The organism is Enterococcus canintestini, assembly GCF_001885735.1.
GTDB lineage: Bacteria > Bacillota > Bacilli > Lactobacillales > Enterococcaceae > Enterococcus_C > Enterococcus_C canintestini.
The window spans coordinates 154359-180372 of the sequence record NZ_JXKG01000001.1; the positions used below are offsets into that span (position 1 = coordinate 154359).

At 36.8% G+C, this 26014-nt stretch carries 21 protein-coding genes; 15 read left to right on the forward strand and 6 right to left on the reverse strand.

Annotated features, from left to right (window positions below):
• The first annotated feature begins 1 nt into the window (after position 1).
• Complete coding sequence (locus tag RU96_RS00750) at positions 2-1441, forward strand: glutamate synthase subunit beta (protein WP_071863637.1); 1440 nt, start codon at positions 2-4, stop codon at positions 1439-1441.
• Between the two features lie 175 nt (positions 1442-1616).
• Here the strand turns inward: RU96_RS00750 and zwf are convergent, their stop codons facing one another.
• The 3 genes from zwf to RU96_RS00765 form a co-directional block, all read right to left on the reverse strand.
• The gene (gene zwf / locus RU96_RS00755; RefSeq protein WP_071863638.1) at positions 1617-3137 is read right to left on the reverse strand and encodes a glucose-6-phosphate dehydrogenase; all 1521 of its coding nucleotides are present in this window, start codon (positions 3135-3137) and stop codon (positions 1617-1619) included.
• A gap of 11 nt (positions 3138-3148) precedes the next feature.
• A complete protein-coding gene (efaR, locus tag RU96_RS00760; protein ID WP_071863639.1) occupies positions 3149-3796 on the reverse strand; it encodes a transcriptional regulator EfaR in 648 nt (215 codons plus the stop codon).
• 380 nt (positions 3797-4176) lie between these two features.
• Positions 4177-5406, reverse strand: coding sequence for an aminopeptidase (locus RU96_RS00765; protein ID WP_071863640.1), 1230 nt, complete (start codon positions 5404-5406; stop codon positions 4177-4179).
• A 259-nt stretch (positions 5407-5665) separates the two neighbouring features.
• Between RU96_RS00765 and RU96_RS00770 the strand changes: the two genes are divergently transcribed.
• Positions 5666-6238 carry a TetR/AcrR family transcriptional regulator gene (locus RU96_RS00770; protein WP_071863641.1) on the forward strand — a complete coding sequence of 191 codons (573 nt, stop codon included), beginning with the start codon at positions 5666-5668 and terminating at the stop codon, positions 6236-6238.
• A gap of 117 nt (positions 6239-6355) precedes the next feature.
• Here RU96_RS00770 and RU96_RS00775 read toward each other — a convergent pair whose 3' ends face one another.
• Complete coding sequence (locus RU96_RS00775) at positions 6356-6799, reverse strand: flavodoxin (RefSeq protein WP_071863642.1); 444 nt, start codon at positions 6797-6799, stop codon at positions 6356-6358.
• A gap of 218 nt (positions 6800-7017) precedes the next feature.
• Between RU96_RS00775 and map the strand changes: the two genes are divergently transcribed.
• The 5 genes from map to RU96_RS12990 all read left to right on the forward strand — a co-directional run bounded on the left by map (position 7018) and on the right by RU96_RS12990 (position 12605).
• A complete protein-coding gene (gene map, locus RU96_RS00780; protein WP_071863643.1) occupies positions 7018-7782 on the forward strand; it encodes a type I methionyl aminopeptidase in 765 nt (254 codons plus the stop codon).
• A gap of 260 nt (positions 7783-8042) precedes the next feature.
• The gene (locus tag RU96_RS00785) at positions 8043-8981 is read left to right on the forward strand and encodes a YihY/virulence factor BrkB family protein (RefSeq protein ID WP_071863644.1); all 939 of its coding nucleotides are present in this window, start codon (positions 8043-8045) and stop codon (positions 8979-8981) included.
• A 17-nt stretch (positions 8982-8998) separates the two neighbouring features.
• Positions 8999-10120 (forward strand): glycosyltransferase family 4 protein, encoded by a 1122-nt coding sequence (locus RU96_RS00790; protein ID WP_071863645.1) that lies wholly within the window; start codon positions 8999-9001, stop codon positions 10118-10120.
• Between the two features lie 114 nt (positions 10121-10234).
• Positions 10235-12316 (forward strand): heavy metal translocating P-type ATPase, encoded by a 2082-nt coding sequence (locus RU96_RS00795; RefSeq protein ID WP_071863646.1) that lies wholly within the window; start codon positions 10235-10237, stop codon positions 12314-12316.
• A gap of 121 nt (positions 12317-12437) precedes the next feature.
• Positions 12438-12605 carry a hypothetical protein gene (locus RU96_RS12990; RefSeq protein WP_169818336.1) on the forward strand — a complete coding sequence of 56 codons (168 nt, stop codon included), beginning with the start codon at positions 12438-12440 and terminating at the stop codon, positions 12603-12605.
• Positions 12606-12722: 117 nt separating this feature from the next.
• Here the strand turns inward: RU96_RS12990 and RU96_RS00800 are convergent, their stop codons facing one another.
• Positions 12723-13328, reverse strand: a complete 606-nt coding sequence (locus RU96_RS00800; protein WP_071863647.1) for a TetR/AcrR family transcriptional regulator — start codon at positions 13326-13328, stop codon at positions 12723-12725.
• 175 nt (positions 13329-13503) lie between these two features.
• Between RU96_RS00800 and RU96_RS00805 the strand changes: the two genes are divergently transcribed.
• Positions 13504-17748: a 2-hydroxyacyl-CoA dehydratase gene (locus tag RU96_RS00805; RefSeq protein WP_071863648.1), complete on the forward strand. Its 4245-nt coding sequence runs from the start codon at positions 13504-13506 to the stop codon at positions 17746-17748.
• A gap of 210 nt (positions 17749-17958) precedes the next feature.
• The gene (locus tag RU96_RS00810; protein ID WP_071863649.1) at positions 17959-18666 is read left to right on the forward strand and encodes a GntR family transcriptional regulator; all 708 of its coding nucleotides are present in this window, start codon (positions 17959-17961) and stop codon (positions 18664-18666) included.
• A 70-nt stretch (positions 18667-18736) separates the two neighbouring features.
• On the opposite strand, the gene RU96_RS00815 is transcribed toward RU96_RS00810, so the two are convergent.
• Positions 18737-19375, reverse strand: a complete 639-nt coding sequence (locus tag RU96_RS00815; protein WP_071863650.1) for a YigZ family protein — start codon at positions 19373-19375, stop codon at positions 18737-18739.
• 118 nt (positions 19376-19493) lie between these two features.
• Here RU96_RS00815 and RU96_RS00820 point away from each other — a divergent pair, with 118 nt between their 5' ends.
• From RU96_RS00820 to secA, 6 genes are all read left to right on the forward strand, one after another.
• Positions 19494-19781, forward strand: coding sequence for a DUF7662 domain-containing protein (locus RU96_RS00820; protein WP_071863651.1), 288 nt, complete (start codon positions 19494-19496; stop codon positions 19779-19781).
• An 81-nt stretch (positions 19782-19862) separates the two neighbouring features.
• Positions 19863-20186: a PTS sugar transporter subunit IIB gene (locus RU96_RS00825; protein ID WP_071863652.1), complete on the forward strand. Its 324-nt coding sequence runs from the start codon at positions 19863-19865 to the stop codon at positions 20184-20186.
• A gap of 161 nt (positions 20187-20347) precedes the next feature.
• Positions 20348-21658 (forward strand): DEAD/DEAH box helicase, encoded by a 1311-nt coding sequence (locus RU96_RS00830; RefSeq protein WP_071863653.1) that lies wholly within the window; start codon positions 20348-20350, stop codon positions 21656-21658.
• Entirely contained in the window at positions 21648-22328 is a 681-nt protein-coding gene (locus RU96_RS00835) for a ComF family protein (RefSeq protein ID WP_071863654.1), read from the forward strand. Before RU96_RS00830 ends, RU96_RS00835 begins: the two co-directional genes overlap by 11 nt.
• Positions 22329-22485: 157 nt before the next feature.
• Positions 22486-23040: a ribosome hibernation-promoting factor, HPF/YfiA family gene (gene hpf / locus RU96_RS00840; RefSeq protein WP_016172483.1), complete on the forward strand. Its 555-nt coding sequence runs from the start codon at positions 22486-22488 to the stop codon at positions 23038-23040.
• Positions 23041-23445: 405 nt separating this feature from the next.
• The gene (gene secA, locus RU96_RS00845; RefSeq protein ID WP_071863655.1) at positions 23446-25953 is read left to right on the forward strand and encodes a preprotein translocase subunit SecA; all 2508 of its coding nucleotides are present in this window, start codon (positions 23446-23448) and stop codon (positions 25951-25953) included.
• Positions 25954-26014 lie beyond the last annotated feature (61 nt).

The following is a 26014-nucleotide window of genomic DNA, read 5'->3' on the forward strand; positions in this document are numbered from 1 at the left end:
TTTGGCAGATCCATTTGGCTTTTTAAACTATCAACGTCAAGACAATCCTTTTCGCGCCGTAGATCTTAGGATAAATGACTGGCATGAATTACAAGAACCACTTTTGGAAGAGCAAAGAAGACAACAAGCAGCCCGTTGCATGAATTGTGGTATTCCTTTTTGTCATTCGGGGACCTTTTATGGCGTGCAGAAAGTTGCTTCTGGTTGCCCCAATGACAATTTGATTCCAGAATGGAACGATTTACTTTACCAAGGACGTTTTAAGGCGGCTTTTGAGCGCTTAGCTAAAACTAATCCTTTGCCAGAAATGACGGGTCGCGTTTGTCCTGCCCCTTGTGAAAAAGGCTGTACGGAATCGCTAAATGGTTCAGGCGTAACTATTCATGATAATGAACGTTTCATTATTGATAAGGCGTTTGAAGAAGGCTGGGTGAAAGACAGTGGCGTTCCCGCCTGTAAAACGAATTTTAAGGTTGCTATTGTCGGTAGCGGGCCGGCAGGATTATCAGCAGCTTGGCGATTAAATCAATTAGGTCATAACGTAACCGTTTATGAACGAAGTGATCGTTTTGGTGGCCTGTTAATGTATGGAATACCAAATATGAAATTAGATAAAGATATCGTGTTACGTCGCGTGGCGCTGATGCAAGAACTTGGTATCACTTTTATTGCTAATACTGAAGTCGGCGTAGACATTACAGTAGCCACATTGGAAAAAGAATTTGATCGGATCATTTTAGCCACTGGTGCCAGTGTGCCGCGGGACTTAGACGTTACTGGTCGCCATTTCCAAGGAATTCAATTTGCGGTGGATTATTTAACTGAAGCCACAAAAGATGTGTTAAAACATGGAAAAAAAGCGACGAGTAAGAAATTAGCGGGAAAACATGTAGTCGTAATTGGTGGAGGGGATACCGGCAATGACTGTATCGCTGCGGCAATTCGTCAAGGAGCTGCTACGGTTAAGCAGTTGGAAATTACACCTGCGCTACCGGCACAACGCACAGATCAAAATCCTTGGCCGGAATATCCTTTAACAGGAAAAGTAGGCTACGGACAAGAAGAAGCGCTGCAAAAATTTGGTGAACCTATTACCACTTATAGTACTACTACTACTGGTTTTATTGGAGCAGAAAGAGGACAAGTAATCGGGGTTGAAACAATTGCCGTTGATCAAAATTTAAAACCAATTCCAGAGACCAATCAAGTTGTACGTGCTGATCTTGTTTTACTAGCGATGGGCTTTTTAGGAGCAGAGCAAAGTTTATTTGAACAATTTGGAATTTCAGAAATTTATGATGATTATACTACTAATAATGAACGGATATTAGTAGCCGGAGATGCGAAAAGAGGACCAAGCTTAGTAATTTGGGCGATTCGTGAAGGACGTAAAACAGCTGAAAAAGTTGATGAAGCGTTGCGAGCGCTAGTTTATCAATAAATCAATTGCAATTAAAAAAGTAGAGGAGGTGTGACAAAGTCTTGTCATACCTCCTCTTTTCGAATAAACGTTGTGACAAAAGCAGATTCTGTTACAACTTTTTTTATTTTACCTGTGCTATTTGCTTTTTTAGCTTATAGTGAGGCTTTACCTCAAACGGCGGATATAATGGTTTTTACAATAAATTTCGTTCTTTGTACCATTCATCTGGTTGCCAGATCCAGTTGAAACCATCTTTTTCAAGTAAATCAAAGGCTGCTTGTGGTCCCATAGTACCAGCGGCATAGTTAGGAAAATCTGGTGTTTGTTTATCCCAAGCAAAGCGAATACGATCGACAATCCGCCAAGATTGTGCCACTTCATCCCAATGGGTGAAATTAGTGCTATCACCATTTAACGCATCAAAAATTAAACGTTCATAAGCTTCAGGAGAATTTTCTACCATTTCAGCAGTATTACGATAATCTAATTTCACAGGTTTAGTCGAATAACCTTGACCAATTTCTTTACCGTTTAAACTCATACTAAAGCCTTCAGTCGGCTGAATATAAATTGTCAATACATTTGGTGGTAATTCACTTTGAGTACCTACTTCTGTTGTACTAGAGCGAAAAACGTTAATTGGCACTTGTTTAAAGACAATATTAATACGCGTACCTTTTTCTGTTAACCGTTTCCCTGTACGCACGTAAAAAGGTACCCCCGACCAGCGGAAGTTATCAATTAAAAATTTACCGGCTACGAAAGTTTCTGTATTCGAATCTTCAGCTACATTTGGTTCGTGACGGTAGTCGATAAATTCTTTATCAGCGAGTTTTCCTTTGGTATATTGACCTCTAACAAAGTTTTCCTGCACTTCTTTTTCTGAATAAAGGCGTACCGCATTTAATGCTTTTATTTTCTCACTTCGGATGGCTTCTTCAGTGAAGGCTACAGGAGGTTCCATTGCCAGTAAAGAAAGTACTTGTAAGATATGGTTTTGCACCATGTCTTTTAAAGCCCCACTTTGATCATAATAGCCTCCGCGATCTTCAACCCCTAAATTTTCAGCCAAAGTAATTTGTACGTTATCGATATAGCGTTGGTTCCAAAGGGATTCAAATAAATTATTAGCAAAACGAATTGCTGAGATATTTTGCACCATTTCTTTACCTAAATAATGATCAATGCGATAAATATCTTTTTCAGCAAAGACTTGATTAATCTCATTGTTTAATTCATTGGCTGATTTAAAATCAGAGCCAAAAGGTTTTTCAATAATTACACGGTGATAGCCGTTAGTAGCAAGCATGCCACTTTCTTTTAATTGGGTTACAATCGTACCAAAAAAACGTGGTGACATGGCAAGATAATAAAGGCGATTGCCACCTAGCTGATATTTTTCGTTCAATTTATTTGTTAAGTCTTTTAAAACAGTGTAATGGCTAGTATCAGAAACATCGTGAGATTGATAGTAAAAGTGGCTGGCAAATTTTTCTGCTTCTTCTGGAGTAGGGTTTAGTGATGCGATTGCTTCTTTTACTACTTCATGATAATAATCATCACTCCAAGGTCTTCTAGCAGTACCAATAACAGCAAAACACTCATTTAAATCGCCTTTTTTATATAAACGAAATAAAGAGGGGTATAATTTGCGTTTGGCAAGGTCTCCGGTAGCACCGAAGATGGTAAACAAGACATTTGTATTTTCAGTCATGTGATCTCTCCTTACAATTTATCGACAAAAATCGTATTGGCAGCCTTATAGCTTACGGCCATGGTTTTTTGTTCGTTACTAATAGTAATAGGTCCTTCATAAGGTGCAATATCTGTAATGATGTACTCTTCATGGATTACTAAATCAATACTAACTAAATAATCCAATAATTCTCGCTCGTCTAAGACCCGGGCGATTTTAACTTTGGTACCAATTGGAAAGTCAGTGAGAGTTTGGCGTTTCTTCTCAGTAACTAACGAATTTTCAGCTGGTATTTGCCCACCGTGAGGACAATAAGGTGGATGGTTTAAATAATCATCTAAACGTTTTGCTAATTTATGAGAAGTAACATGTTCTAATACTTCAGCATCATCATGAACTTCATTCCAAGAGTAGTGGAGGTGTTCAACGAGAAAGACTTCCCAAAGTCTGTGTTTTCGCACTAAGTCACTCGCTCTTTTTTTGCCAGTCTCTGTTAGTTGGACACCTTGGTAAGCAGTGTGTTCAACAAGGCCTTCTTTTACAAGTTTTGACAACATTTCGCTGACAGAAGCTGGTGAAACACTTAATCCAGCTACGATTTGCTTATTGCTGATTTTTTCTTCGTCGCCTCCTAGTTCCAAAATTAATTTTAAATAATCTTCGCGATTAGGTGTCACAGGAGTCAATCCTTTCTGGTGAATCGTTCATTCACAGTGACCAGATAATGGAATTATATCTGGCTATCACATCAAATTTTACCAAAAAAATGCAGTATTTACTATGTTTTCAGCTTGAAGTTTGCCGGTTTAAGCTACTGAATCGTAAAAAAGAAAAGTACAGTTAACTTTTTATACTTATTTAAGCTAGAAAAGCTAAACCAGCTTTTTAATATTTTAATCAGATTTTTAAAAGTAAGGGAAAATAAAAATACCGACCTAAAAAGTTAGCTTTTAGGTCGGTATAAAATCTAATTGTTACAAGATGATGTTGTAAACATACTCAATTTAGTTACAGATTGGTATAAGATTAAAAGGTACTTACGAGGCAACTTAAAGCGTTACGCCCAATCTCCATTGCGGAAAACAGGAACACGCGTACCATCTTTACGAATACCGTCAATGTTCATTTTATCTGATCCTACCATAAAGTCGACGTGTGTCTGACTGCGGTTTAAACCATGCGCTTTTAATTCTTCTTCACTCATCTCAGTGCCCCCTTGTAGACTAAAGGCATAGGCAGAACCTAATGCTAAGTGGTTAGAAGCATTTTCATCAAAAAGGGTATTGAAAAAAGTAATGCCAGATTGTGAGATTGGAGAAGGATCAGGTACCAATGCCACTTCACCTAAGCTTTTAGCACCTTCATCAGTATCCAATAATTTGGCTAAGACATCTTGACCTTCTTCGGCTGAAAAATCAACGACTTTGCCATCTTTAAAGGTAAATTTCATTCCTGAAATAATAGAGCCGGCATAGCTTAATGGCTTTGTACTTGAAATAACGCCATCAATGCGACGGAAATCTGGTGCCGTGAAGACTTCTTCAGTTGGCATGTTGGCCATAAATTCTTCACCGCGGGCATTAAAACTGCCAGCACCTTCCCACAAATGATTTTCAGGCAAGCCAATAATTAAATCGGTTCCTGGTGCGGTATAATGTAAGGCTGAAAATTGTTCCTTGTTTAATTCTGCAGCTTTATTTCGCAATGTTTCATCATGCTGTTTCCAAGCTGCAATCGGATCTTCATGGTCAATGCGAGTCGTTTTAAAGATTTCTTCCCATAATTTCATTTGTGCTTCTTGTGGCTCAAGCTCAGGAAAGACTTTTTGTGCCCATTCTTGACCAGCTGCTGCTACCACAGTCCAGCTTACTTTATTTGCTTGGGTCGCTTTGCGTAAATTCATCATAGCTTTTCCAGTCGCAGCTTGATAAGTCGCAACGCGATCCGCATTCACACCAGCTAACGCCCCAGGATCAGAAGAAACAACACTAATTCGGCTGGCACCTTTTTTAAGCCAATCGTCTGTTTGTGCAACTTTATAGGCGGGAATATTTTCTAAACGATCTTCTTGGGCATGTAAAAGAAATTCTCGTTGGATTTTATCATCTGTCCACTGTACGATCACTTCAGCTGCCCCTAATTTATAAGCTTTTTCGGTAATAAGACGAGCCAATGGTGCTTGGTCGACACTAATTTGCAACACCACAGTATGTCCTTTTGAAACATTAACACCAACTGCGACAATTAGTTCAGCGTACTTCGCTAAATTTTTGTTAAAATTTGTCATAAAAAAACCTCCAATTTCAAATAAGAAGCATAAAAAACCGCTTTACTTATTAATTTTCAAACTATTTAGATAATATCATTTCGTTGGGAATAAAACAATGAAAGGGCTTGGTACTTGTGTTTTTAGCGATCTTTTCATTGGGATCATTCAGAAGATAAAAAAGCAACCGTTTTCTTTTTTGCAATGGTAAAAAAACATGGTACAATATTAATATAACAAAAAAATGAAAAGACTAAAGGAAAAAAGGAGTTAAAAAATAATGGCAAGAAAGAAAACAATCACCCGCGATCAGATTCTGAATGCGGCTTATGATGTCGTAGCAACAGACGGTTTTTCTCGCTTTACTGCTCGAAATATTGCAGCAAAAATGAAGTGCTCTACCCAGCCCATCTATTTAGAATTTAAAAACATGGAAGATCTTAAAATGGCACTTATCAAAAAACTACATGATTATCTAGCGACCGAAGTTTTTCCAGTGGAACACACCGGCGAGACGATTGTCGACTTGGCGCTCAATTACATTGGTTTTGCCACTGAACATAAGCGTTTATATCGTGCGATGTACTTAGAAGAATATGGTGGGGGAAAAGAGATGCAAGAATTTTCATTCCAGTATTTTTCCAATGCCGTAAAATCAGATCCAGCTTTTAAAGATTTAACAGATAGTGAGATTGAATCTCTTCATACGGGTTGTTGGATTGTCGCAACAGGTATTGCAGCATTAAAATCTTCGGGGATTATTAACCCGACTGAAGAACAAATTATTGCTCTAATGCAAGATACAATTAGTCAAATTATAAAACGTGAAGATCCACTGGCAATTAACTATTAAGGGATAGTCAAAAGACCCGCTAAAATTTGGTGTTAAATGTAAAGTAGCAAAATGCTTTCAAAGCTTACTTTTCATCTATCACCAGTCTTTAGCGGGTCCGTTTATTTGATTATGAAGTTAATTTAAGGCAGCGACTAGTTTTTTAGCAAATTCTTCTAAATTATCAATATCTTGTGCTTCCACATTTAAATCAACTTTCACAACTTCAGCGCCTTTTGTGGCACCAGTTTTTTTAAAAGCTTGATCAAAATCGTCTACTGATTTAGCAAAATCATCATAAAAAGTATCTCCAGAACCACAAACACCATAAATCTTACCAGTTAAATCCAGCTCTTGTAGTTCTTCATAGAAATCAATAATTTCTTCTGGCAGTTCACCTTCGCCATAAGTATAGGTTGCCACAACGCAAATATCGGCTTCTTCAAATTCAGTAGCTTCAACTTGCGTACACTCATCAACCGTGACATCGATATTTAGATTTTCAAAAGCCTCTGCTACAACGTCAGCAATTTCTTCGGTATTGCCGGTTAAACTGGCATAAACAATTTTTGCTAGGGCCATTTTTGCCACTCCTTTAAGTAAAATTAAACTATTTTTTTTGCCATTTCAAAGAATCCCTAATGATTATAACAAATGGGTGAAAGCTTGCCTACTGGTTGTTATTTGAATATTTGGCGAAAACAAGTGCCTGTGGTAGAATAATAAAGGTTTAAGAATAAAAAAATTTTCTTACAAATCAAGTGTCAAAAAGGAATCTTTATTTAAAAGGAGACGACAGTATGATTACATTAAAATCTGCTCGAGAAATTGAAGCAATGCGCAAATCAGGTGCGTTGTTAGCAGATGTTCACAAACATTTACGTGATTTTATTAAACCAGGTATCACCAGTTGGGATATTGAGGTTTTTGTCCGCAATTTTATCGAAAGCCACGGTGGCGTCGCAGCCCAAATTGGCTTTGAAGGGTATAAGTATGCCACTTGTGTCAGTATTAATTCTGAAATTTGTCATGGCTTCCCTCGTAAAAAGCCATTACACGAAGGTGACTTAGTGAAAGTCGATATGTGTGTGGATCTAAAAGGAGCTATGTCAGATTCTTGTTGGGCGTATGTAGTCGGGAAAGCTACTCCAGAAGATGAAAAATTAATGGCTGTCACTAAAAAGGCGCTATATTTAGGGATTGAACAAGCACAAGTTGGCAATCGGATCGGTGATATTGGTCATGCCATTCAAACATATGTTGAAAACGAAGGTTATGGCGTTGTCCGCGATTTTATCGGTCATGGTATTGGACCTACAATTCACGAAGCACCGGCTGTGCCACATTTTGGTGAAGCAGGAAAAGGATTACGCTTAAAAGAAGGTATGGTAATCACGATTGAACCGATGGTTAACACAGGAACTTGGAAAATGAAAATGGATCCTAACGGCTGGACTGCTTATACTTTAGACGGAGGGTTAAGTTGTCAGTATGAACATACCATCGCCATCACAAAAGAAGGTCCGCAAATTTTAACTTCTCAAGGTGAAGAAGGAACTTATTAATTTAGTCAAAAAGAGTAAGCAAGTGCTGCAAAAGGTGCTTGCTTATTCTACACTGTGATAAGATTATCTTAAGGTGAGAATAATTAACAATCACGACAAAACTTGACAAAAAACTTGCCGTGATTGTTAATTACTTTCATTAATGTCTGAATGGCTCCGTTTTTTATGCTTGCTTGTAATAAAAAGATGTTGAAGATAAAAAACGTTACCTCGTACAATATAACGACATTTCTTGACTTGAAATTTAATAAGGAGTGCCTATGAAGCTTGTTGCGAAAATAAAAAATAATGAAAAATTAATGCGATTTCTTACGATTGTAAAAAATCGTTTTAGTGATGCGCAAATCGGTAATAACGCGGTGATTGTAGCTTACTACTTGCTGCTTTCTCTTTTTCCTTTATTAATTGCTGTGGGAAATTTATTGCCTTTTTTAAACATTGATCCCAATTCAATTTTACCTTACGTTAAAGATATTATTCCAGATCAAGTCTATACTTTTATTGGTCCTGCGATAAAAAATTTGTTGACGCAAGGATCTGGCGGGGTACTATCCATCTCAGCTTTAGCAGCGTTATGGTCTGCTAGTAAAAGTATTAATGGTTTACAAACGGCGATGAATAGTGCGTATGGCGTAAATGATCGTAAAAATTTTATTGCAGTGCGCATTGTTTCGGTAATTGTAATTGTCTTATTATTAGTTGCTATGGTAGGTGTGACTGTGGTGTTGGGGGTTGGACGGATGATTTTAGATGGCCTTCAGCCAATACTTGGTTTTTCTGGTCAAATTATTGAAACCTTCCAGCGTTTTAAATGGCCACTAACTATCATCGCATTGTTAGCAATTATGATGATTATTTACTGGATAGTTCCTAACGCGAAAGTAAAACTGATGACTACCTGGCCAGGAGCTGTGGTGGCAACTATCGGGTGGATGTTATTAGGACAAGTATTTGGTCTTTATGCACAGTTTTTTGCCGCGAAAGTTAGTGGATATCAAATTATTGGGAGTTTTATTGTGCTAATGTTGTGGTTAAATATGGCGGCAACCATCATTATTTTAGGTGGTATTACCAATGCGATTATTGCCGAGTATGTAACAGGTCAAGAAGTACAAGATCGCAAAGGAGCATTAGCAAAACTAAGCAATAAAATTGAAGCAAAAATTGGAAGAAATGATAAAGAAGACTCTTCCAAGTAAAGAAAGCAGGACAGACGATGACTTTTACTTTTCGTTTTATTATCAGGCTCTTTTTGACCATGATAATTTCGTTAATTTTAACGCCGATAGTCAAATTACTCGCTTTTAAAATGGGAGCAGTTGATAAGCCTGGTGCAAGAAGAATCAATACGAAAACAATGCCGACAGCTGGTGGGCTTAGTATTTTTATTTCTTTTTCGATTGCACTTTTATGGGAATTTAACGATACATTACCTTTAGATAAAGTTTGGCCCATGCTTTTAGGGGCACTCATTATTGTTGTTACTGGACTTGTTGATGATATTTTTGAATTAACGCCACTCCAAAAAACTTTAGGAATTACTTTAGCTGCTTTAGAAGCATATTTTGTTGCGGGAATTGAAATAAATACTTTTAGTTTACCTTTTTTTGGTCGCTTTGAATTAGGCTGGTTAAGTCTACCGGTAACACTAATATGGATTTTGGCAATCACAAACGCAGTTAATCTAATTGATGGCTTAGACGGCTTAGCATCTGGGGTTTCAATTATCGGTTTGACTACAATCGGTCTAATCAGTTACTTCTTTTTACCCCATACCGGTGTTTTTCTGGCAATTATTATTTTTAGCTTGGTAGCTGCTATCATTGGCTTTTTTCCGTATAATTTTCATCCGGCTACCATCTATTTGGGTGATACTGGGGCCTTATTTCTCGGTTATATGATTGCTATTTTATCTTTACAAGGTTTAAAAAATGCGACTTTTATTACAATTTTAACCCCAATGTTCATTTTGGGCGTTCCGATTACCGATACCGTATATGCAATGATTCGAAGGAAATTTAACAAACAACCAATTTCTTCGGCTGATAAAATGCACTTACACCATCGCTTATTATCATTGGGATTTACGCATCGAGGTGCTGTATTAACAATTTACGCTTTAGCACTAGTCTTTTCTTTTATTGCATTGCTGATGAATTATGCAAGTACATGGGCAACGGTGCTTCTGATTATTTTTACGGCTGTAGGATTGGAATTATTTATTGAATTAATTGGTTTGGTTGGTGAAAATAGGCAACCGTTAATGTTTGCTTTAAAATTTTTGGGAAATAGAAAATTCCGACAAACCGTTCTATCAAAACATCGTGATAATAAATAGAAGATTTATCTTTAAAGATAAATCTTCTTTTTTTACTTGACGTATGAATGACCACTCATTTATAATATAAATGAACAGTCATTCATGTAAACGTTTTGTAAAGAGGTGTGAAAAATGGAATTAAAATATCAATTAAAAGGTTTGGATTGCGCTAACTGCGCAGCAAAAATTGAACGATCTGTATCAAAAGTTGAGGGAGTAAAAAAAGCCCAGGTTGATTTTATGCAGTCAAGTATAGCGATTACTTGTGATTTACAACAGGCAGAAAATGTTGAAATAGCTAGTCAGAAAGCAATCAAAAAAATTGAGCCAGATGTAACAATGGTCAAAAAAGGAACAGAGCACGAACACCAACATGAACATGGTCACACTAAACCAAAAGTCATGATGGGGCGTATCTTATTAACAGCAGGAATAATGCTGTTACTTATTTTACTAAAACCGATTGAGCCATTGAATACAATTTTTTATGCGACCATTTATTTATTGATTGGTTATGATATCGTTAAAATGGCGGTATTGAATTTATTTTCCGGTCAACTTTTTGATGAGAATTTTTTGATGACAATTGCGACCATTGGGGCTTTTTTAATTGGTGATCGACCAGAAGCAGTATTGGTTATGCTGTTGTATCAAATTGGTGAATTTTTCCAAGACTACGCTGTCAATCAATCCAAAAAGAATATTAAAGCGTTAATGGATGTGCGGCCAGATAGGGCAAGACTTGTAACCAATAACGGCTTAAAAATCGTGAAACCAGAAGCAGTGGCTGTGGGAGATGTTGTGCAAGTAAATCCTGGGGAAAAAATTCCATTAGACGGCACAATTAAAGAAGGCATAGGTTATATTGATACCTCAGCACTAACAGGTGAGTCTATGCCACAACTTGTTGAAGTAGGAAATAAAGTGTTAAGTGGTTCTGTTAATAAAGATACACCTTTAACTATTCAAGTTACCGAATCATTTGGTCAATCGACTGTTAGCAAAATTTTAGATTTAGTAGAAAATGCTAGTAGTAAAAAAGCGCCAGCAGAAAAATTTATTACTAAATTTGCTCGTGTTTACACGCCGATTGTGGTCGGTTTAGCGGTTTTATTAGCTATTATTCCACCTCTTTTTGGTGGTGATTTAAAAGAGTGGTTATACCGTGCTTTAACTTTTCTAGTGATCTCTTGTCCATGCGCATTAGTAATTTCAGTTCCTCTAAGTTTTTTTGGTGGAATAGGTGGTGCTAGTCGTGCTGGAATTTTAATCAAAGGCTCCAATTATCTAGAAAAATTAGCAAAGGTAGATACAGTTGTTTTTGATAAAACGGGTACATTAACTAAAGGGCAATTTGCTGTTGAAGAGATTGTAACGCTTTGTAAATCGATCCCGATTTTAACTTATGCAAGTGCCTTAGAGCAAAATTCTAGTCACCCGATTGCCCGCTCCATTGTTACTGCCTCAGCAGGTGAAGTTTTACCTGACGTAACAGAAATTAGAGAAATTGCAGGTTTTGGTGTCATGGGAACTATTGAGGGGCAAAAAGTTTTTGTAGGGAATGAAAAATATTTAAAAGAAAACAATATCAGTTTTCCTGCTGTTACAAAAGTCGGCACAATTGTCTACGTGGTGGTAAATGAAAAACTAACGGGTTATCTCGTTATTAACGATCAGATTAAATCAGATGCAAAAGCCGCTGTGACAAAATTAAAAGCTAATGGCATTAAAAAGACCGTAATGCTAACCGGTGATAGTGAGAAAGTAGCGGCAAGTGTAGGTGAAAAATTAGGCTTAAGCCAAGTTTTTGCTCGTTTATTACCGGCTGATAAAGTAGAGCATGTTCAAAAATTACGTCAGACAGGAGGAAAAGTTGCCTTTGTTGGTGATGGAATTAATGATGCGCCTGTGTTAGCAACTGCAGATATTGGTATTGCCATGGGAGGACTCGGAAGCGATGCTGCTATAGAAGCAGCCGATGCGGTAATTATGGATGATAAGCCGACTAAAATTGCTACCGGTATTGAAATTTCTAGAAAAACACTACGAATTGTGAAACAAAATATTGTTTTTGCTTTAGCTATAAAAATATTCTTTTTACTTTTAGGTGCAGGGGGAATAGTGACGATGGGTTGGGCTGTCTTTGCCGATGTCGGGGTTACCTTAATTGCTGTTTTAAACGCTATGCGCTGTTTAAGTGTGCCAAAAAAATAAAAAATCCGTATCATTTGCGCTCTTATTTACATTCCTCTAAAATGAAGTTAAGAAGAAATGACTGATTAGCTTTACCTTTGTAACTAGGATAGATGCTGTCAAATAAAAAGGGGACTTGTAAATGAAGATAACAGATAAAATTACTGAAACTGTGACAGAAACAGCTGAAAAAGTTCGTTATATGTTGAAAAATGAAAGCTATTTTATTAATGTATCCAAAAAAGGCGTGGATATCAAAAAAGCACGCCCAACCAGACATACAATTAAATGGCAGGCAAAAAATCATTAAAAAGTAGGTTGCAGATGCAACCTACTTTTTTTATAAAGAAAAGCTAGGACTTTCATAAACACTAGACTACCATACTAAAATTATTGTTCGAAAGTAGAGGATAACCCTTAGTTTCACTTATTTTTCAATCTCAATTCCTAAAACGGTTAAGTGACCATTTCCAACTAATTTAATGACTAATTTGGCCAGATGTTCAGGTGTCATTTGTGAATCGGTGGTTAGCCACCAGTGAAGTGTACCGATGAATATGGAAGTCATGTATTCAATAATAAAATCCATAGGCACTTCAATATCATTTTCGGTAATTTTTAGACGATTAAAAATATCGGCGTATTGTTCATTTAAGATATCGGCAATTTTTTTGCGTAAGATTTCATTAGCAGAACCGTCCATAATGGTTAGATAAAATTTGCGGTTTTCTTGAATATTACGGTAGATTTTGGTCATCATTAATTCAATATGTTTGACCTTAATGAGATTGCCTTTAACTAATTCGGCAGGGTTTAAAACAGAGGTAAAGGCTGTTAGAGCGTAATCAAAAATTGTTTCGTAAAGATCTTGTTTGTCTTTATAATGGGCATAAAAAGTGGCCCGATTAATCATAGCTTCATCGGCGATATCTTGGACTGTAACTTGTTCAAACCCGCTTTTTTCTACTAGATGAATAAATGCGTCAATAATCATTTTGTTGGTTCGTTTAACCCGTAAGTCAGTTTTTTTCATCAAAATTTCCTTTCTAGATAAACAACAAAAAACGTAAGTTTGTTGTTTATGTCACAAACTACATTTGTTTGTGTATTGTCAAAAAGTGAGCAAGAATTTAAAATAGACATAAGTATTATATCAGACGGGTTGTAAGTTAATCAACAAACTGTTGTATAAAAAAAGGGTGGTACATATGAAATTAAAAGCGGGTATTGACGTAGGTTCAACGACAGTCAAATTAGTCATTTTAAACGAAAATAATGAAACCATTTTCGCAAAATATGAACGTCACTTTTCAGATGTGAAAAAAGCAACAAGTAAAATTTTAACAGAAGGTAAGGAAGTAATTAAAGATACACCAGTTTCTTTACAAATTACCGGATCTGGGGGGATGGGTTTAGCCGAAGTTTTAGAAATTCCCTTTGTACAAGAAGTAATTGCCTGTACAAAAACGGTTGAAACGATTATTCCTCAAACAGATGTTGTCATTGAATTAGGTGGAGAAGATGCTAAAATCACCTTTTTTGAAGGCGCCCTTGAACAGCGAATGAACGGAAGTTGTGCTGGTGGTACCGGAGCATTTATCGATCAAATGGCAGTACTTTTAAAAACAGATGCCAATGGGGTTAATGAATTAGCGAAAAACTATCAAACAATTTACCCAATTGCTTCACGCTGCGGGGTTTTTGCCAAAACCGATGTCCAACCTTTAATCAATGAGGGTGCAGATAAAGCCGATATTGCGGCGAGTATCTTTCAAGCAGTAGTAAACCAAACGATTGCAGGACTTGCCGCTGGACGAAAAATTAAAGGGAAAGTCGCTTTTTTAGGTGGCCCGTTATACTTTATGTCAGAATTGAGAAAACGCTTTATTGAAACATTAAATATCGCGGCTGAAGATATTGTATTTCCCGAAAACCCGCAGCTATTCGTGGCTATGGGAGCAGCTTTATTTGCAGAAAATGGGACGGCGACGACTTTAGATGATTTGTTAAATCGTTTGGAAAATGGAGAACAAGATCAATTAAAGCCAACTGATACCTTACAACCGCTATTTAATAGTGAGGAGGAATTATCAGAATTTAGAGCGCGCCACAGTAAAGCAACGGCAGAAGAGAAGAGTCTTACAGAACATCACGGAGCAGCTTTTTTAGGGATTGATGCGGGTTCTACCACTACTAAAGTTGTACTAACAGATGATGTTGGCCGTATTTTATTTTCGTTTTATGGTAACAATGAGGGGCAACCATTGGAAACGACAATGGCAGTCTTAACAGACCTTTATCACAAAATGCCAGCCGATGTTTTTATTGGAAAAGCAGCCGTAACCGGTTATGGCGAACAGTTAATTAAAAATGCGTTAAAAGTGGATATTGGTGAAGTTGAAACAATGGCTCACTATAAAGCTGCCAATCATTTTCAACCAGGTGTAGATTTTATTTTAGATATCGGTGGACAAGATATGAAAGCCATGACGATTAAAGATGGCGTTTTATCTTCTATTCAACTAAATGAGGCTTGTTCATCTGGTTGTGGTTCTTTTATCGAAACTTTTGCCAAGTCACTTAATTATAATGTGAAAGATTTTGCACTAGCCGCTACCCAGTCAAAAGCACCAGTAGATTTGGGCTCGCGTTGTACCGTTTTTATGAATTCAAAAGTAAAACAAGTACAAAAAGAAGGCGCAAGCGTAGGGGATATTTCAGCGGGACTTTCTTATTCTGTTATTAAAAATGCAATTTATAAAGTTATTAAAATTCGGCGGCCAGAAGAATTAGGGGAGAAAATCGTCTGCCAAGGGGGCACATTTTATAATGAAGCAGTTTTACGTGCCTTTGAAGAAATTTCAGGTCGTCAAGTTGTTCGTCCTTCTATTGCTGGTCTAATGGGAGCTTATGGTGCCGCTTTAATCGCTTTAGAAAATTATGATATTGCCGAAGAAAGTACCATTTTAGATGCCGAAGAATTAGCGACTTTCACCGCAGAAAAAGAATTTACCCACTGCAATTTATGTGAAAATAAATGTCAGTTGACGGTGACGATTTTTTCAGATGGACGTCAGTTTATTACCGGTAATCGGTGTGAACGAGGCGCGAAAATCAAAATTAAAAAAGAAGATCGACGGGTTAATTTGATCGATTATAAATACAAACGGCTTTTCAAATATCGGCCATTGCGTAAAAAAGATGCCATTAGAGGTGTAATTGGTATTCCGCGGGTTTTAAATATGTATGAAAATTATCCGCTCTGGCATACCGTGTTTACCGACTTAGGTTTTAGAGTTCAACTGTCGCCACGTTCAAATAAAGCTTTATATGAACAAGGGATGGAAACCATTCCAAGTGATACGGCTTGTTATCCGGCTAAGATTACCCACGGTCATATTCAAGCATTAATCGATCAAGAAGTTCCTTTAATTTTTTATCCTGGTGTCGTGTTTGAACGTCAAGAAAGCCCAGAAGCAGATAATCATTTCAATTGTCCGATTGTCCAAAGTTATCCCGATGTAATTCGCAATAACGTTGATGATATTCGTGAAGGGAAAGTGGATTACCGTAATCCTTTCTTGAATTTAGCTAATGAAGAAGCAGTTGTGGCGGTAATGAGTAAAACTTTTGCAGATCTGGGAATTAGTCAAGAGGAAATGGCAGCTGCCGTTCATCATGGTTTTGAAGAGTTGGAGAACTTTAAACAAGCGATTCGCACTAAAGGTGAGGAAACGTTAGCCATGTTACAAGTTAAAGGCGAACGGGGAATCGTTATTTCCGGCCGACCATATCATTTGGATCCTGAAATTAATCATGGAATTAGTGAAGTAATTACTCAAGAAGGTTTCCATGTTTTAACAGAAGATAGTATTTCGCATTTAAGTGACGTTGGCAACTTACGAGTGGTCAATCAGTGGGTTTATCATTCTCGCCTTTATGCAGCGGCAAGAGTGGTAGCAAAGTCCAAAAATCTTGAATTAGTTCAATTAAATTCATTTGGTTGTGGACTAGATGCTGTTACCACAGATCAAGTCGAAGAAATTATGGATCAATACGGTAAGATTTATACTGTTTTAAAAATTGACGAAGGGTCTAATTTGGGCGCTATTCGAATTCGTCTGCGCTCGCTAAAAGCTGCTGTAAAAGAACGGGATAAACAAGACTTTACCCCGACTAAACGCTATGACGAACCGGAAAAAATTGTCTTTACTAAAGATATGCGTAAAAAACATACTTTATTATTACCAATGTTAAGTCCAATTCATCAAGATGGTTTAGTCGATGAAGCTTTAAAAGCTTCTGGTTATAATGTGGTTTGTTTACCAGCAGAAGATAAAGATGCGGTCAATGTTGGATTGAAGTATGTGAATAATGATGCTTGTTATCCTGCGATTATTTCAATCGGACAATTAGTCGAAGCATTAGAAAGTGGTAAATACGATTTAGCGAATACGAGTGTCATGATGACGCAAACCGGTGGCGGTTGTCGGGCGACAAACTATATTCCATTGTTGCGCAAAGCATTAAATGACGCAGGCTTCCCCCAAGTCCCAGTAGTTTCTGTTTCAATGGGGAATAAAGGGGTTGAGTCAAATCCTGGCTTCAAGTTTACTTTACCAATGTTAAAACGAGTTGTGGTGGCCTTTTTATATGGTGATTTATTTGAACGCGTTGTCTATCGCACCCGCCCTTATGAACTTGAAAAAGGACAAATTGACCAAATGCACGCGGACTGGTTACAAAAGGTTAAGAAAAATGTGCAGAATGGTTCTTTAACACAATTTAATCGGAACATGAAAAAAATTATTGCCGATTTTGATTCGGTTCCTTTATCAGATGCCGTGAAACCAAAAGTTGGGGTAGTGGGAGAAATCTTAGTGAAATATTCTCCTACCGCTAATAATGATATTGTGCGCTTGTTAGAAGAAGAAGGGGCTGAAGCGGTAGTACCAGATATTATCGGCTTTATGAACTATTCGCTTTACAACCAAATTTGGAAATATGAAAACTTAGGAATGGCTAAAAAAGGTAAAGTTTTAGCAGAGTTTGGGATTCGCTTAATTGAGATGGTGGAACGACCAATGGATAAGGCTTTACGGGCATCAAAACGTTTTGATGGCATTCAATCCATTTATGATTTAGCAGAGGATGCTAGTAAAATTTTATCAATTGGAAATCATACTGGCGAAGGTTGGTTTTTAACAGGTGAAATGATTGAACTACTGAAATCTGGTGTTAATAATATTGTGTGTATGCAACCTTTTGGCTGTCTGCCAAATCATGTGGTTGGTAAAGGAGTAATTAAAGAATTACGTCATCAATATCCAAAAGCCAATATTGCCGCTATTGACTATGATCCAGGCGTCTCTTTAGTCAATCAATTAAATCGCATTCGTTTAATGATGGCAACTGCTAATAAAATGTTAACAGAAGAAAAAATGTCTGTCTAACTGATAACTATCTGTACCAAAATTTTGACATAAAAGACAACAATCGGAAAGAAGCCTTGAGAAGAGTTTATTTCAAGGCTTCTTTTATCTGCTGTTAATCAAATTGGAAAGAGAAAATTTGCTAATTAGGTATATACCAGTTATAATGATGATACGATTTAGATGAGAAAATTATTTTAAATGTGAGCTTAATTGAAGGAGAAATTATTAATGTCTGATAGTTTACCAATTTATATTCAGATTCACGATCAAATTAAAGCCAAAATTGAAAAAGGTGGCTGGAAGATCGGGGATCGTTTGCCTTCTGAAAGAGAATTGGCAACGCAATTTAATGTGAGTCGAATGACGCTAAGACAGGCGATTCAGACTTTAGCCGATGAGGGAATTTTAGAAAGAAAAATTGGCTCTGGAACTTATGTAGCGCGTCAAAAAGTGCAAGAAAAAATGACAGGTACCACCAGCTTTACAGAAATTATGTTGTCACAAGGAAGAGAGCCTTCTAGTAAAGTGGTCTCTTATTTTATGACAGCACCAAGCTCTTCTGAAATGGAAAAATTAAAATTAGCACCAGAAGAAGGAATTTTGCGCATGGAGCGTATTCGCTATGCTGATGATGTGCCCATTTGTTTTGAAGTTGCGAGTATTCCAGAACACTTAATTAAAGATTACAGTAAAGCAGAAATTACTACGTCTTTTTATAAAACGTTGGAAGAAAAAGGCGGCTTAAAAATTGGAGGGGCCAATCAAACTATTTCGGCAATGTTAGCATCCGAGCAAATTGCAGAATTTTTGAAAATTAAACGTGGGGATGCTATCTTACGAATGCGTCAAATCTCTTATTTAGAAGATGGGGCACCTTTTGAATATGTGCGGACGCAATATGTCGGCAATCGCTTTGAATTTTATTTAGAAAAATAAAAACCTTAGTTTATGCTACTAAAAGTAAAGCTATTAATAGCGAGCTTTTAGACATAAACTAAGGTTTGTTTTATTGTGAAACTAAAATCTCATGATATTTTTTAGCTCCTAGCGAAAAGGCGACTTGACCATTTAGTAACTCGGTAATATTTTGTTGAAAAGTCTCTACTTGGGATTCATCAATCATACATGTAATCAACACAGCTTCTGTAAAATGGGTGTCTAAAATCGCAATTTGATTATTTGCTAAATAATTTTGTAATTTATCAAATAATGGATAGGCAATGGTTAAGAAAACTTCTTGTTGAAGTTTTCCTTCGACGATTCCAATTTCAGAAATTGCGTGTGAAACGGCATGAGAATAGGCACGAATTAAACCACCAGACCCCAATTTGATACCACCAAAATAACGGGTGACAACTGCGGCAACATTAATCAACTCTTTTTTTACTAGCACTTCTAGCATAGGAATACCGGCAGTGCCACTGGGTTCGCCATCATCACTACTGCGCTTAATTTCACTTTTTTCCCCAATAACAAAGGCGCTGCAATTATGTGTGGCTTTATGATGTTCTTTTTTGACACTTTGGATAAATTCTCTAGCTTGGTTTTCTGTTTCTACGCGTTTTAAGGTACAGATAAACCGCGATTTTTTTATTTCAATTTCTGCTTTTCCATCTTGTTGTAAGGTAAGATAGTGATCAATCATGAATAAACTCCTTGGTCTTTCTTTTCTTTTTAGTATAGAAAAAATGAGAAAAAGTTGCAAATAGCTAATGGTTGCACTTTTTACCTGATTTAAGGGATAATTAGAAGAGGTGATTTTCATGGCACGAAAATATGATGTTATTACGCATTATTTAAAAACAAACGGTGGATCACAAGTGACATTAACTTTTACGCAGTTTGATGAACTACTATTTCCAGCTACAGGACTGCCTAAAAGTGCCCGTAAAACTAAAGAATGGTGGGCCAATGATTATCATCATCCGGAAAAAGGTGCATACGCATGGTTAAATGCTGGATATGAAGTTGTTTATGTTAATTTAGACAAAGAATATGTTGTCTTTAATAAGTTAGTAAAAGCCAAATGGCTACTTAAAAGCGATAATTAGTAAGCGTTGACAAAACATTTTGTTATCTTATAATTAATATAAGCAAAAATCTTAAAATCATGGTTTCAGGAGGAAATGAAAATGGCTAAAAAAACAATTATGTTGGTTTGCTCAGCGGGGATGAGTACCAGTTTATTAGTGACAAAAATGCAAAAAGCTGCAGAAGCACAAGGCGTTGAAGCAGATGTGTTTGCAGTTTCTGCGTCAGATGCGGATAATTCTTTAGAAAGTAAACCCGTTGATGTTTTGTTACTTGGCCCCCAAGTTCGCTTTATGAAAGCTGATTTTGAAAAGCGCTTGGCACCAAAGAATATTCCGTTAGAAGTTATTAATATGGCAGATTATGGCATGATGAATGGTGAAAATGTTTTAAAACAAGCAATGACATTGATTGAAAATAAATAAGTTTCTTTTTATTTGTAAAAATGAAAGTGGCCCTCTTAAGTTAGCTTAAAAAACTAATTTAAGGGGTCTTTTTTTCGCTTATGATGTTAAACAATCAGTAAAAATTTGCTCATTAAATTATACTTTTATTTTTTTGCGTATAGTTTTTTGAGGTGATTTATATGAAATTTTATCCAGGCTATCAATACGTACGCCAAGTAACTGAATTTGAAAAGGAATCTGATCTAATAGTGCAAAAAGGTCTCATAAAAGATGGAAAAAACTATCGTTGCCAGCGCTGTAATACTACCTTTTTGGCCCACGAAAATTGTTTGCCCGATGGAAGGTATTATTGTCGGGAATGCCTTTTACTTGGTAGGATTACTTCTTCTCATTATTTAGTAACAAAACCAATTAAGAAACCTGTGAAAAAAGCCGTAACTTTTTGTTTTAAAGGAAAGCTAACACCAGCCCAAGAAAAAATTAGTCAAGGCTTGGTGCAAAATTTTATAAAGCAAAAAAATAGCCTAGTTTACGCGGTGACAGGGGCAGGGAAGACAGAAATGTTGTTTTCTTTACTTTGTTATTGTTTAACTGAGGGGTTAACTGTTGCGTTTTGCAGTCCGCGCGTAGATGTATGCTGTGAAATTCAGCCACGTCTGCAACAAGTTTTCCCTAAGCTATCTGTAGGGTTACGTTATTATGGAGCAAAACCTTATGAGCCAACGCCACTTTTAGTTTGTACGACACATCAATTACTGTATTTTAAAGCTGCTTTTCATCTGATTGTTGTCGATGAAATTGATGCGTTTCCTTATGCCCATGATAAAAAATTGCATTTTGCAGTTTCAAATGCTTTACATGAATCAGGGGCAACAGTCTTTTTGAGTGCAACACCTAGTGAACTTGAAATCAAAAAAGCACAACAACAAGCGGGCCTATTTTGCTTACCAGCGCGGTATCATCGCCGTAAGCTACCTGTGCCAAAGCTGGTGCGAATAAAAAAGCAATCCTTACCACTGACATTTAGAAATAAACGTGTTTTTTTGCAATGGATTAAATATTTATTATTGCACAATCATATACTTTTATTTTGTGCCAGTATTAGCCAGTTAAAAGCGATGGAAGAATTTTTAAAAAAGGAAGTAGGAAAAGATGCTGTCGGCAGTGTTCATGCAGCAGATCCTAAGCGCCAAGAAAAAATTTCCGATATGCGACAAAATGCATTTCAAATTTTTTGTTGCTCGACTATCTTAGAAAGAGGCGTGACCTTTTCTAATGTTTCAGTTTTGGTTTTTGAGGCAGATCATCAAATTTTTACCAAAGCGACATTGTTACAAATCGCAGGTCGTGCGGATCGTAAGGGGGAATTTTCTCATAGCGAGGTTATTTTTTGTTTTAGTCAAATGACACCTGCACTAAAAGGAGCGATTAAAGAAATTAAAGAGTTAAATCAAAAAGCTCAAAAGGCAGGGTTGCTTAATGAAGTGTAGCAATTGCGGACAAAAAATTTTACGAAATCTTTTAATCCAAGAGATTATCTTTCCTTGGTTAATTCCAACGTGGGAAATATGTCAAACCTGTCAGTCTGCTTTTCAAAAAATTGAAATAAAAAAAGCTTGTCCGGGCTGTATGCGCCCGAATTGTGCCAGTCTTTGCTTTGACTGCCAACGTTGGCGCAAAATTTATCCCCAATTTACTTTGCAACACCAGGCGCTTTATCATTATAATGCTGCTTTTCAAGACTGGTTGTATCGTTATAAATTTGGCGGAGACTACAATTTAGCTTGGACGTTTGCCCAACCAATTAAAGAAAAATTGAAAAAATATCGTAGCTTTACAATTGTCCCCTTACCGCTATCAAAAGCACGTCAAAAAGAACGTGGTTTTAATCAGGTAGAAGCATTTTTAAAAGCAGCCAATATTTCGTATGAAAATTTACTAATGCGTCAGCACCACGATACTCCCCAAGCCCTTAAAACGCGCCAAGAACGTTTGACGTTACAACAACCTTATCAGATAGCATTAAATCAATCTGTTAGCGGCAAAAAAATCGTTTTAGTCGATGATGTTTATACGACTGGGCGGACGATTTATCACGGTGTAGAACTCTTATCTCAATTGGGTGTAAAAGAGGTTGTAACTTTTACATTAGCCCGTTAAACCATTAAAATATAAGTTTTTTAGGATTTGAGAAATTCATGAATTTGTTAGCGTTTAACTTTGCAAAAAGGTTAGAGTTCGATATAATAATAGTAAGAAGAAGGCAAAAGAGTGGTCCTTTTACCTTCTTTAGTGGTAGACGAAAGGGGCAATTGTTATGTTTAGATACAATGTACGCGGAGAAAATATTGAAGTTACCGAAGCTATTCGCGATTATGTAGAAAAAAAAGTCGGAAAATTAGAGCGTTACTTTACTGACGCACCTGATGCAACGGCTCATGTGAATTTAAAAGTCTATACTGAAAAAACAGCGAAAGTAGAAGTGACTATCCCACTACCATATTTGGTATTGCGCGCAGAAGAAACTTCACCAGATTTATATGCAAGTATTGATTTGGTCGTTGATAAATTGGAACGTCAAATTCGCAAATTCAAGACAAAAATTAATCGTAAATCACGCGAAACAGCAGTACCGACAGCAGAAGCGGCTGTTTTGTTTAACAATGAAGCCGGCGACGACGAAACAGAAGCAGCATTAGATATCGTTCGGACAAAACGCTTATCCTTAAAACCAATGGATAGTGAAGAAGCTGTTTTACAAATGAATATGTTAGGACATAACTTCTTTATTTTCGAAGATGCTGAAACAAACGGCACAAGCATCGTTTACCGCCGTAAAGATGGTAAATATGGATTAATCGAAACAAACTAATAAGAGTCTTAGCCAGACAGTGATGCTGTCTGGCTTTTTTTATTGGGCAAAATCCTTTTCAATTATTAAAAATAGTATAAAAATTCGCAGTTAAAGGCTCCAGCAGGATTTGTAGTTACTATAATGCTTATTACTGCTTTTTTAATAGAGCAAGTAAACCAGACTAGCTTCTATTTCTTTCCTTAGGTAAAAGAATTAGGCAGGTGCGATAAAATATCTTTATGGACGTTAACTAGTTCTATAACCTATTTTTAAAATGAGTAGTAAAAATAAAGATTAAATTGTAGCAAAGCTTTTTTGTTTCTAATGCTAAGTATTTCATTTGTTTCAACTTAATGCTAAAATATACGGGAGAGTTTCTAATTTGAAACGAGAATTGATGCAAAGAAGGGGAATTATTCACTAATGGCCAACTTTATACGTAAGTTAATTGAAAATGATAAAAAAGAATTAAAACGTTTGGATAAAATTGCCAATGAAGTAGAAACATTTGCTGACCAAATGGCCGCTTTATCTGATGTTCAATTAAAAGAAAAAACCGATGAATTTCGGGCCCGTTACCAAAAAGGCGAAACACTTGATCAGCTTTTACCAGAAGCTTTTGCCGTGGTAAGAGAAGCTGCAAAACGCGTTTTAGGTTTATATCCATATCACGTCCAATTAATGGGTGGGATTGTGTTACATGATGGGAATATTTCAGAAATGCGTACTGGTGAAGGGAAAACATTGACTGCAACCATGCCCGTTTATTTAAACGCTTTAAGTGGTGAAGGGGTACACGTTGTAACCGTCAATGAATATCTAGCAACGCGTGACTCCCAAGAGATGGGTGAGTTGTATAACTTTTTAGGTATGACAGTTGGGTTAAATATCAACTCCAAAACACCGGAAGAAAAACGGGCAGCCTATGCTTGTGATATTACTTATTCAACGAATAATGAATTAGGTTTTGACTATTTACGAGACAATATGGTAGTTTATCGCAATCAAATGGTTCAACGTCCTTTAAATTATGCTGTTGTCGATGAAGTGGACTCCATTTTAATTGATGAAGCAAGAACTCCATTAATCATTTCTGGACAAGCAGAAAAATCGACTGCTCTTTATACTCGCGCCGATAATTTTGTTAAACGCTTAAAAGAAGAGGAAGATTATAAGATTGATATTCAATCCAAAACGATTGGCTTAACAGAAGCAGGAATTGAAAAAGCCGAAGAAAACTTTGGCTTAAAAAATCTGTATGATATTGAAAATACTGCTTTGACACATCATTTGGATAACGCTTTACGCGCAAATTATATTATGATTCGCGACTTTGATTACGTTGTTCAAGAAGGAAAAGTTTTAATCGTTGACCAATTTACCGGTCGGATTATGGATGGCCGTCGTTATTCTGATGGCTTACATCAAGCGATTGAAGCAAAAGAAGGCGTTGAAATTGAAGACGAAACAAAAACAATGGCTACGATTACCTTCCAAAACTATTTTAGAATGTATAAAAAATTAGCTGGGATGACGGGTACGGCTAAAACAGAAGAAGAAGAATTCCGCGAAATTTATAACATGCAAGTTATTCAAATTCCAACAAATCAACCAGTTGTACGGGATGATCGTCCTGATTTGTTATATCCAAATCTTAATAGTAAATTTCATGCTGTTGTAAAAGATATAAAGGAACGTTACCGCAAAGGGCAACCGGTCCTAGTCGGAACTGTCGCGGTTGAAACTTCGGAATTGTTATCTAATATGTTGGATAAAGAAAAAGTGCCCCATGAAGTTTTAAATGCCAAAAACCACTTTAAAGAAGCAGAAATTATCTTAAACGCTGGTCAAAAAGGTGCAGTCACAATCGCTACTAATATGGCAGGGCGGGGGACCGATATTAAATTGGGTCTTGGTGTTGCTGAATTAGGTGGTTTGGCGGTAATTGGGACAGAACGTCATGAATCACGCCGGATTGATAACCAATTACGGGGCCGTTCAGGTCGTCAAGGTGATCCGGGGGTTTCACAATTTTATTTATCTCTTGAAGATGACTTGATGAAACGCTTTGGTTCTGAACGCATTAAAGCCTTTATGGAACGGATGAACTTAGATGAAGAAGATCAAGTAATCCAAAGTAAGATGCTAACAAAACAAGTTGAATCTGCTCAAAAACGCGTAGAAGGTAATAACTATGACACCCGTAAAAATGTCTTGCAATACGATGATGTGATGCGAGAACAACGGGAAGTTATCTACGGCCAACGTCAAGAAGTAATTATGGAAGAAAATGACTTGTCACAAACGTTAATGAATATGGTGAAACGCACAATTAGTCGAGTAGTAGATGCTCATACACAAGTTGAAGACAAGAGTCAGTGGAACCTTGATGGGATTGTTGACTTTGCTGGTAATGCGATTGTGCATGAAGATAGTATTTCAACTGCTGATTTAGAAAACAAAACACCAGAAGAAATGAAAACTTTCTTAATGGATAAAGCACAAGCTATCTTTGAACAAAAACAAGAACAACTAAACAGCCAAGAACAGTTACTTGAATTTGAAAAAGTTGTCATTTTACGGGTAGTAGACTCTAAATGGACAGATCATATTGATGCGATGGATCAATTACGTCAATCCATTGGGTTAAGAGCGTATGGTCAAAATAACCCATTAGTAGAATATCAAACAGAAGGCTACACGATGTTTGAAGATATGGTTGGGGCCATTGAATATGAAGTTACACGTCTATTTATGAAAGCTGAGATTCGCCAAAATGTGCAACGGGAACAAGTGGCACAAGGACAAGCGGAACAAGAAGAACAACCACAACCTCAAAAACCGCAACAAGTAAAAAAAGTGGGACGAAATGATCCATGTCCTTGCGGAAGTGGCAAAAAGTACAAAAACTGTCACGGTAAAAATGCATAGTTTAAAAATGAAATGAAATAAGGCTGGTACGCGACTTGTACCAGCCTTATCTTTTGGTTAT

Coding starts and splice junctions, on each gene's coding strand:
- RU96_RS00775 (WP_071863642.1), bottom strand. CDS start 6,799: ATGGCCCTAGCAAAAATTGTTTATGCCAGTTTAACCGGCAATACCGAA.
- RU96_RS12990 (WP_169818336.1), top strand. CDS start 12,438: ATGAAGATAACAGATAAAATTACTGAAACTGTGACAGAAACAGCTGAA.
- RU96_RS00820 (WP_071863651.1), top strand. CDS start 19,494: ATGGCACGAAAATATGATGTTATTACGCATTATTTAAAAACAAACGGT.
- RU96_RS00830 (WP_071863653.1), top strand. CDS start 20,348: ATGAAATTTTATCCAGGCTATCAATACGTACGCCAAGTAACTGAATTT.
- RU96_RS00795 (WP_071863646.1), top strand. CDS start 10,235: ATGGAATTAAAATATCAATTAAAAGGTTTGGATTGCGCTAACTGCGCA.
- RU96_RS00770 (WP_071863641.1), top strand. CDS start 5,666: ATGGCAAGAAAGAAAACAATCACCCGCGATCAGATTCTGAATGCGGCT.
- map (WP_071863643.1), top strand. CDS start 7,018: ATGATTACATTAAAATCTGCTCGAGAAATTGAAGCAATGCGCAAATCA.
- RU96_RS00805 (WP_071863648.1), top strand. CDS start 13,504: ATGAAATTAAAAGCGGGTATTGACGTAGGTTCAACGACAGTCAAATTA.
- RU96_RS00800 (WP_071863647.1), bottom strand. CDS start 13,328: ATGAAAAAAACTGACTTACGGGTTAAACGAACCAACAAAATGATTATT.
- RU96_RS00765 (WP_071863640.1), bottom strand. CDS start 5,406: ATGACAAATTTTAACAAAAATTTAGCGAAGTACGCTGAACTAATTGTC.
- RU96_RS00785 (WP_071863644.1), top strand. CDS start 8,043: ATGAAGCTTGTTGCGAAAATAAAAAATAATGAAAAATTAATGCGATTT.
- hpf (WP_016172483.1), top strand. CDS start 22,486: ATGTTTAGATACAATGTACGCGGAGAAAATATTGAAGTTACCGAAGCT.
- zwf (WP_071863638.1), bottom strand. CDS start 3,137: ATGACTGAAAATACAAATGTCTTGTTTACCATCTTCGGTGCTACCGGA.
- secA (WP_071863655.1), top strand. CDS start 23,446: ATGGCCAACTTTATACGTAAGTTAATTGAAAATGATAAAAAAGAATTA.
- RU96_RS00810 (WP_071863649.1), top strand. CDS start 17,959: ATGTCTGATAGTTTACCAATTTATATTCAGATTCACGATCAAATTAAA.
- RU96_RS00790 (WP_071863645.1), top strand. CDS start 8,999: ATGACTTTTACTTTTCGTTTTATTATCAGGCTCTTTTTGACCATGATA.
- RU96_RS00825 (WP_071863652.1), top strand. CDS start 19,863: ATGGCTAAAAAAACAATTATGTTGGTTTGCTCAGCGGGGATGAGTACC.
- RU96_RS00815 (WP_071863650.1), bottom strand. CDS start 19,375: ATGATTGATCACTATCTTACCTTACAACAAGATGGAAAAGCAGAAATT.
- RU96_RS00835 (WP_071863654.1), top strand. CDS start 21,648: ATGAAGTGTAGCAATTGCGGACAAAAAATTTTACGAAATCTTTTAATC.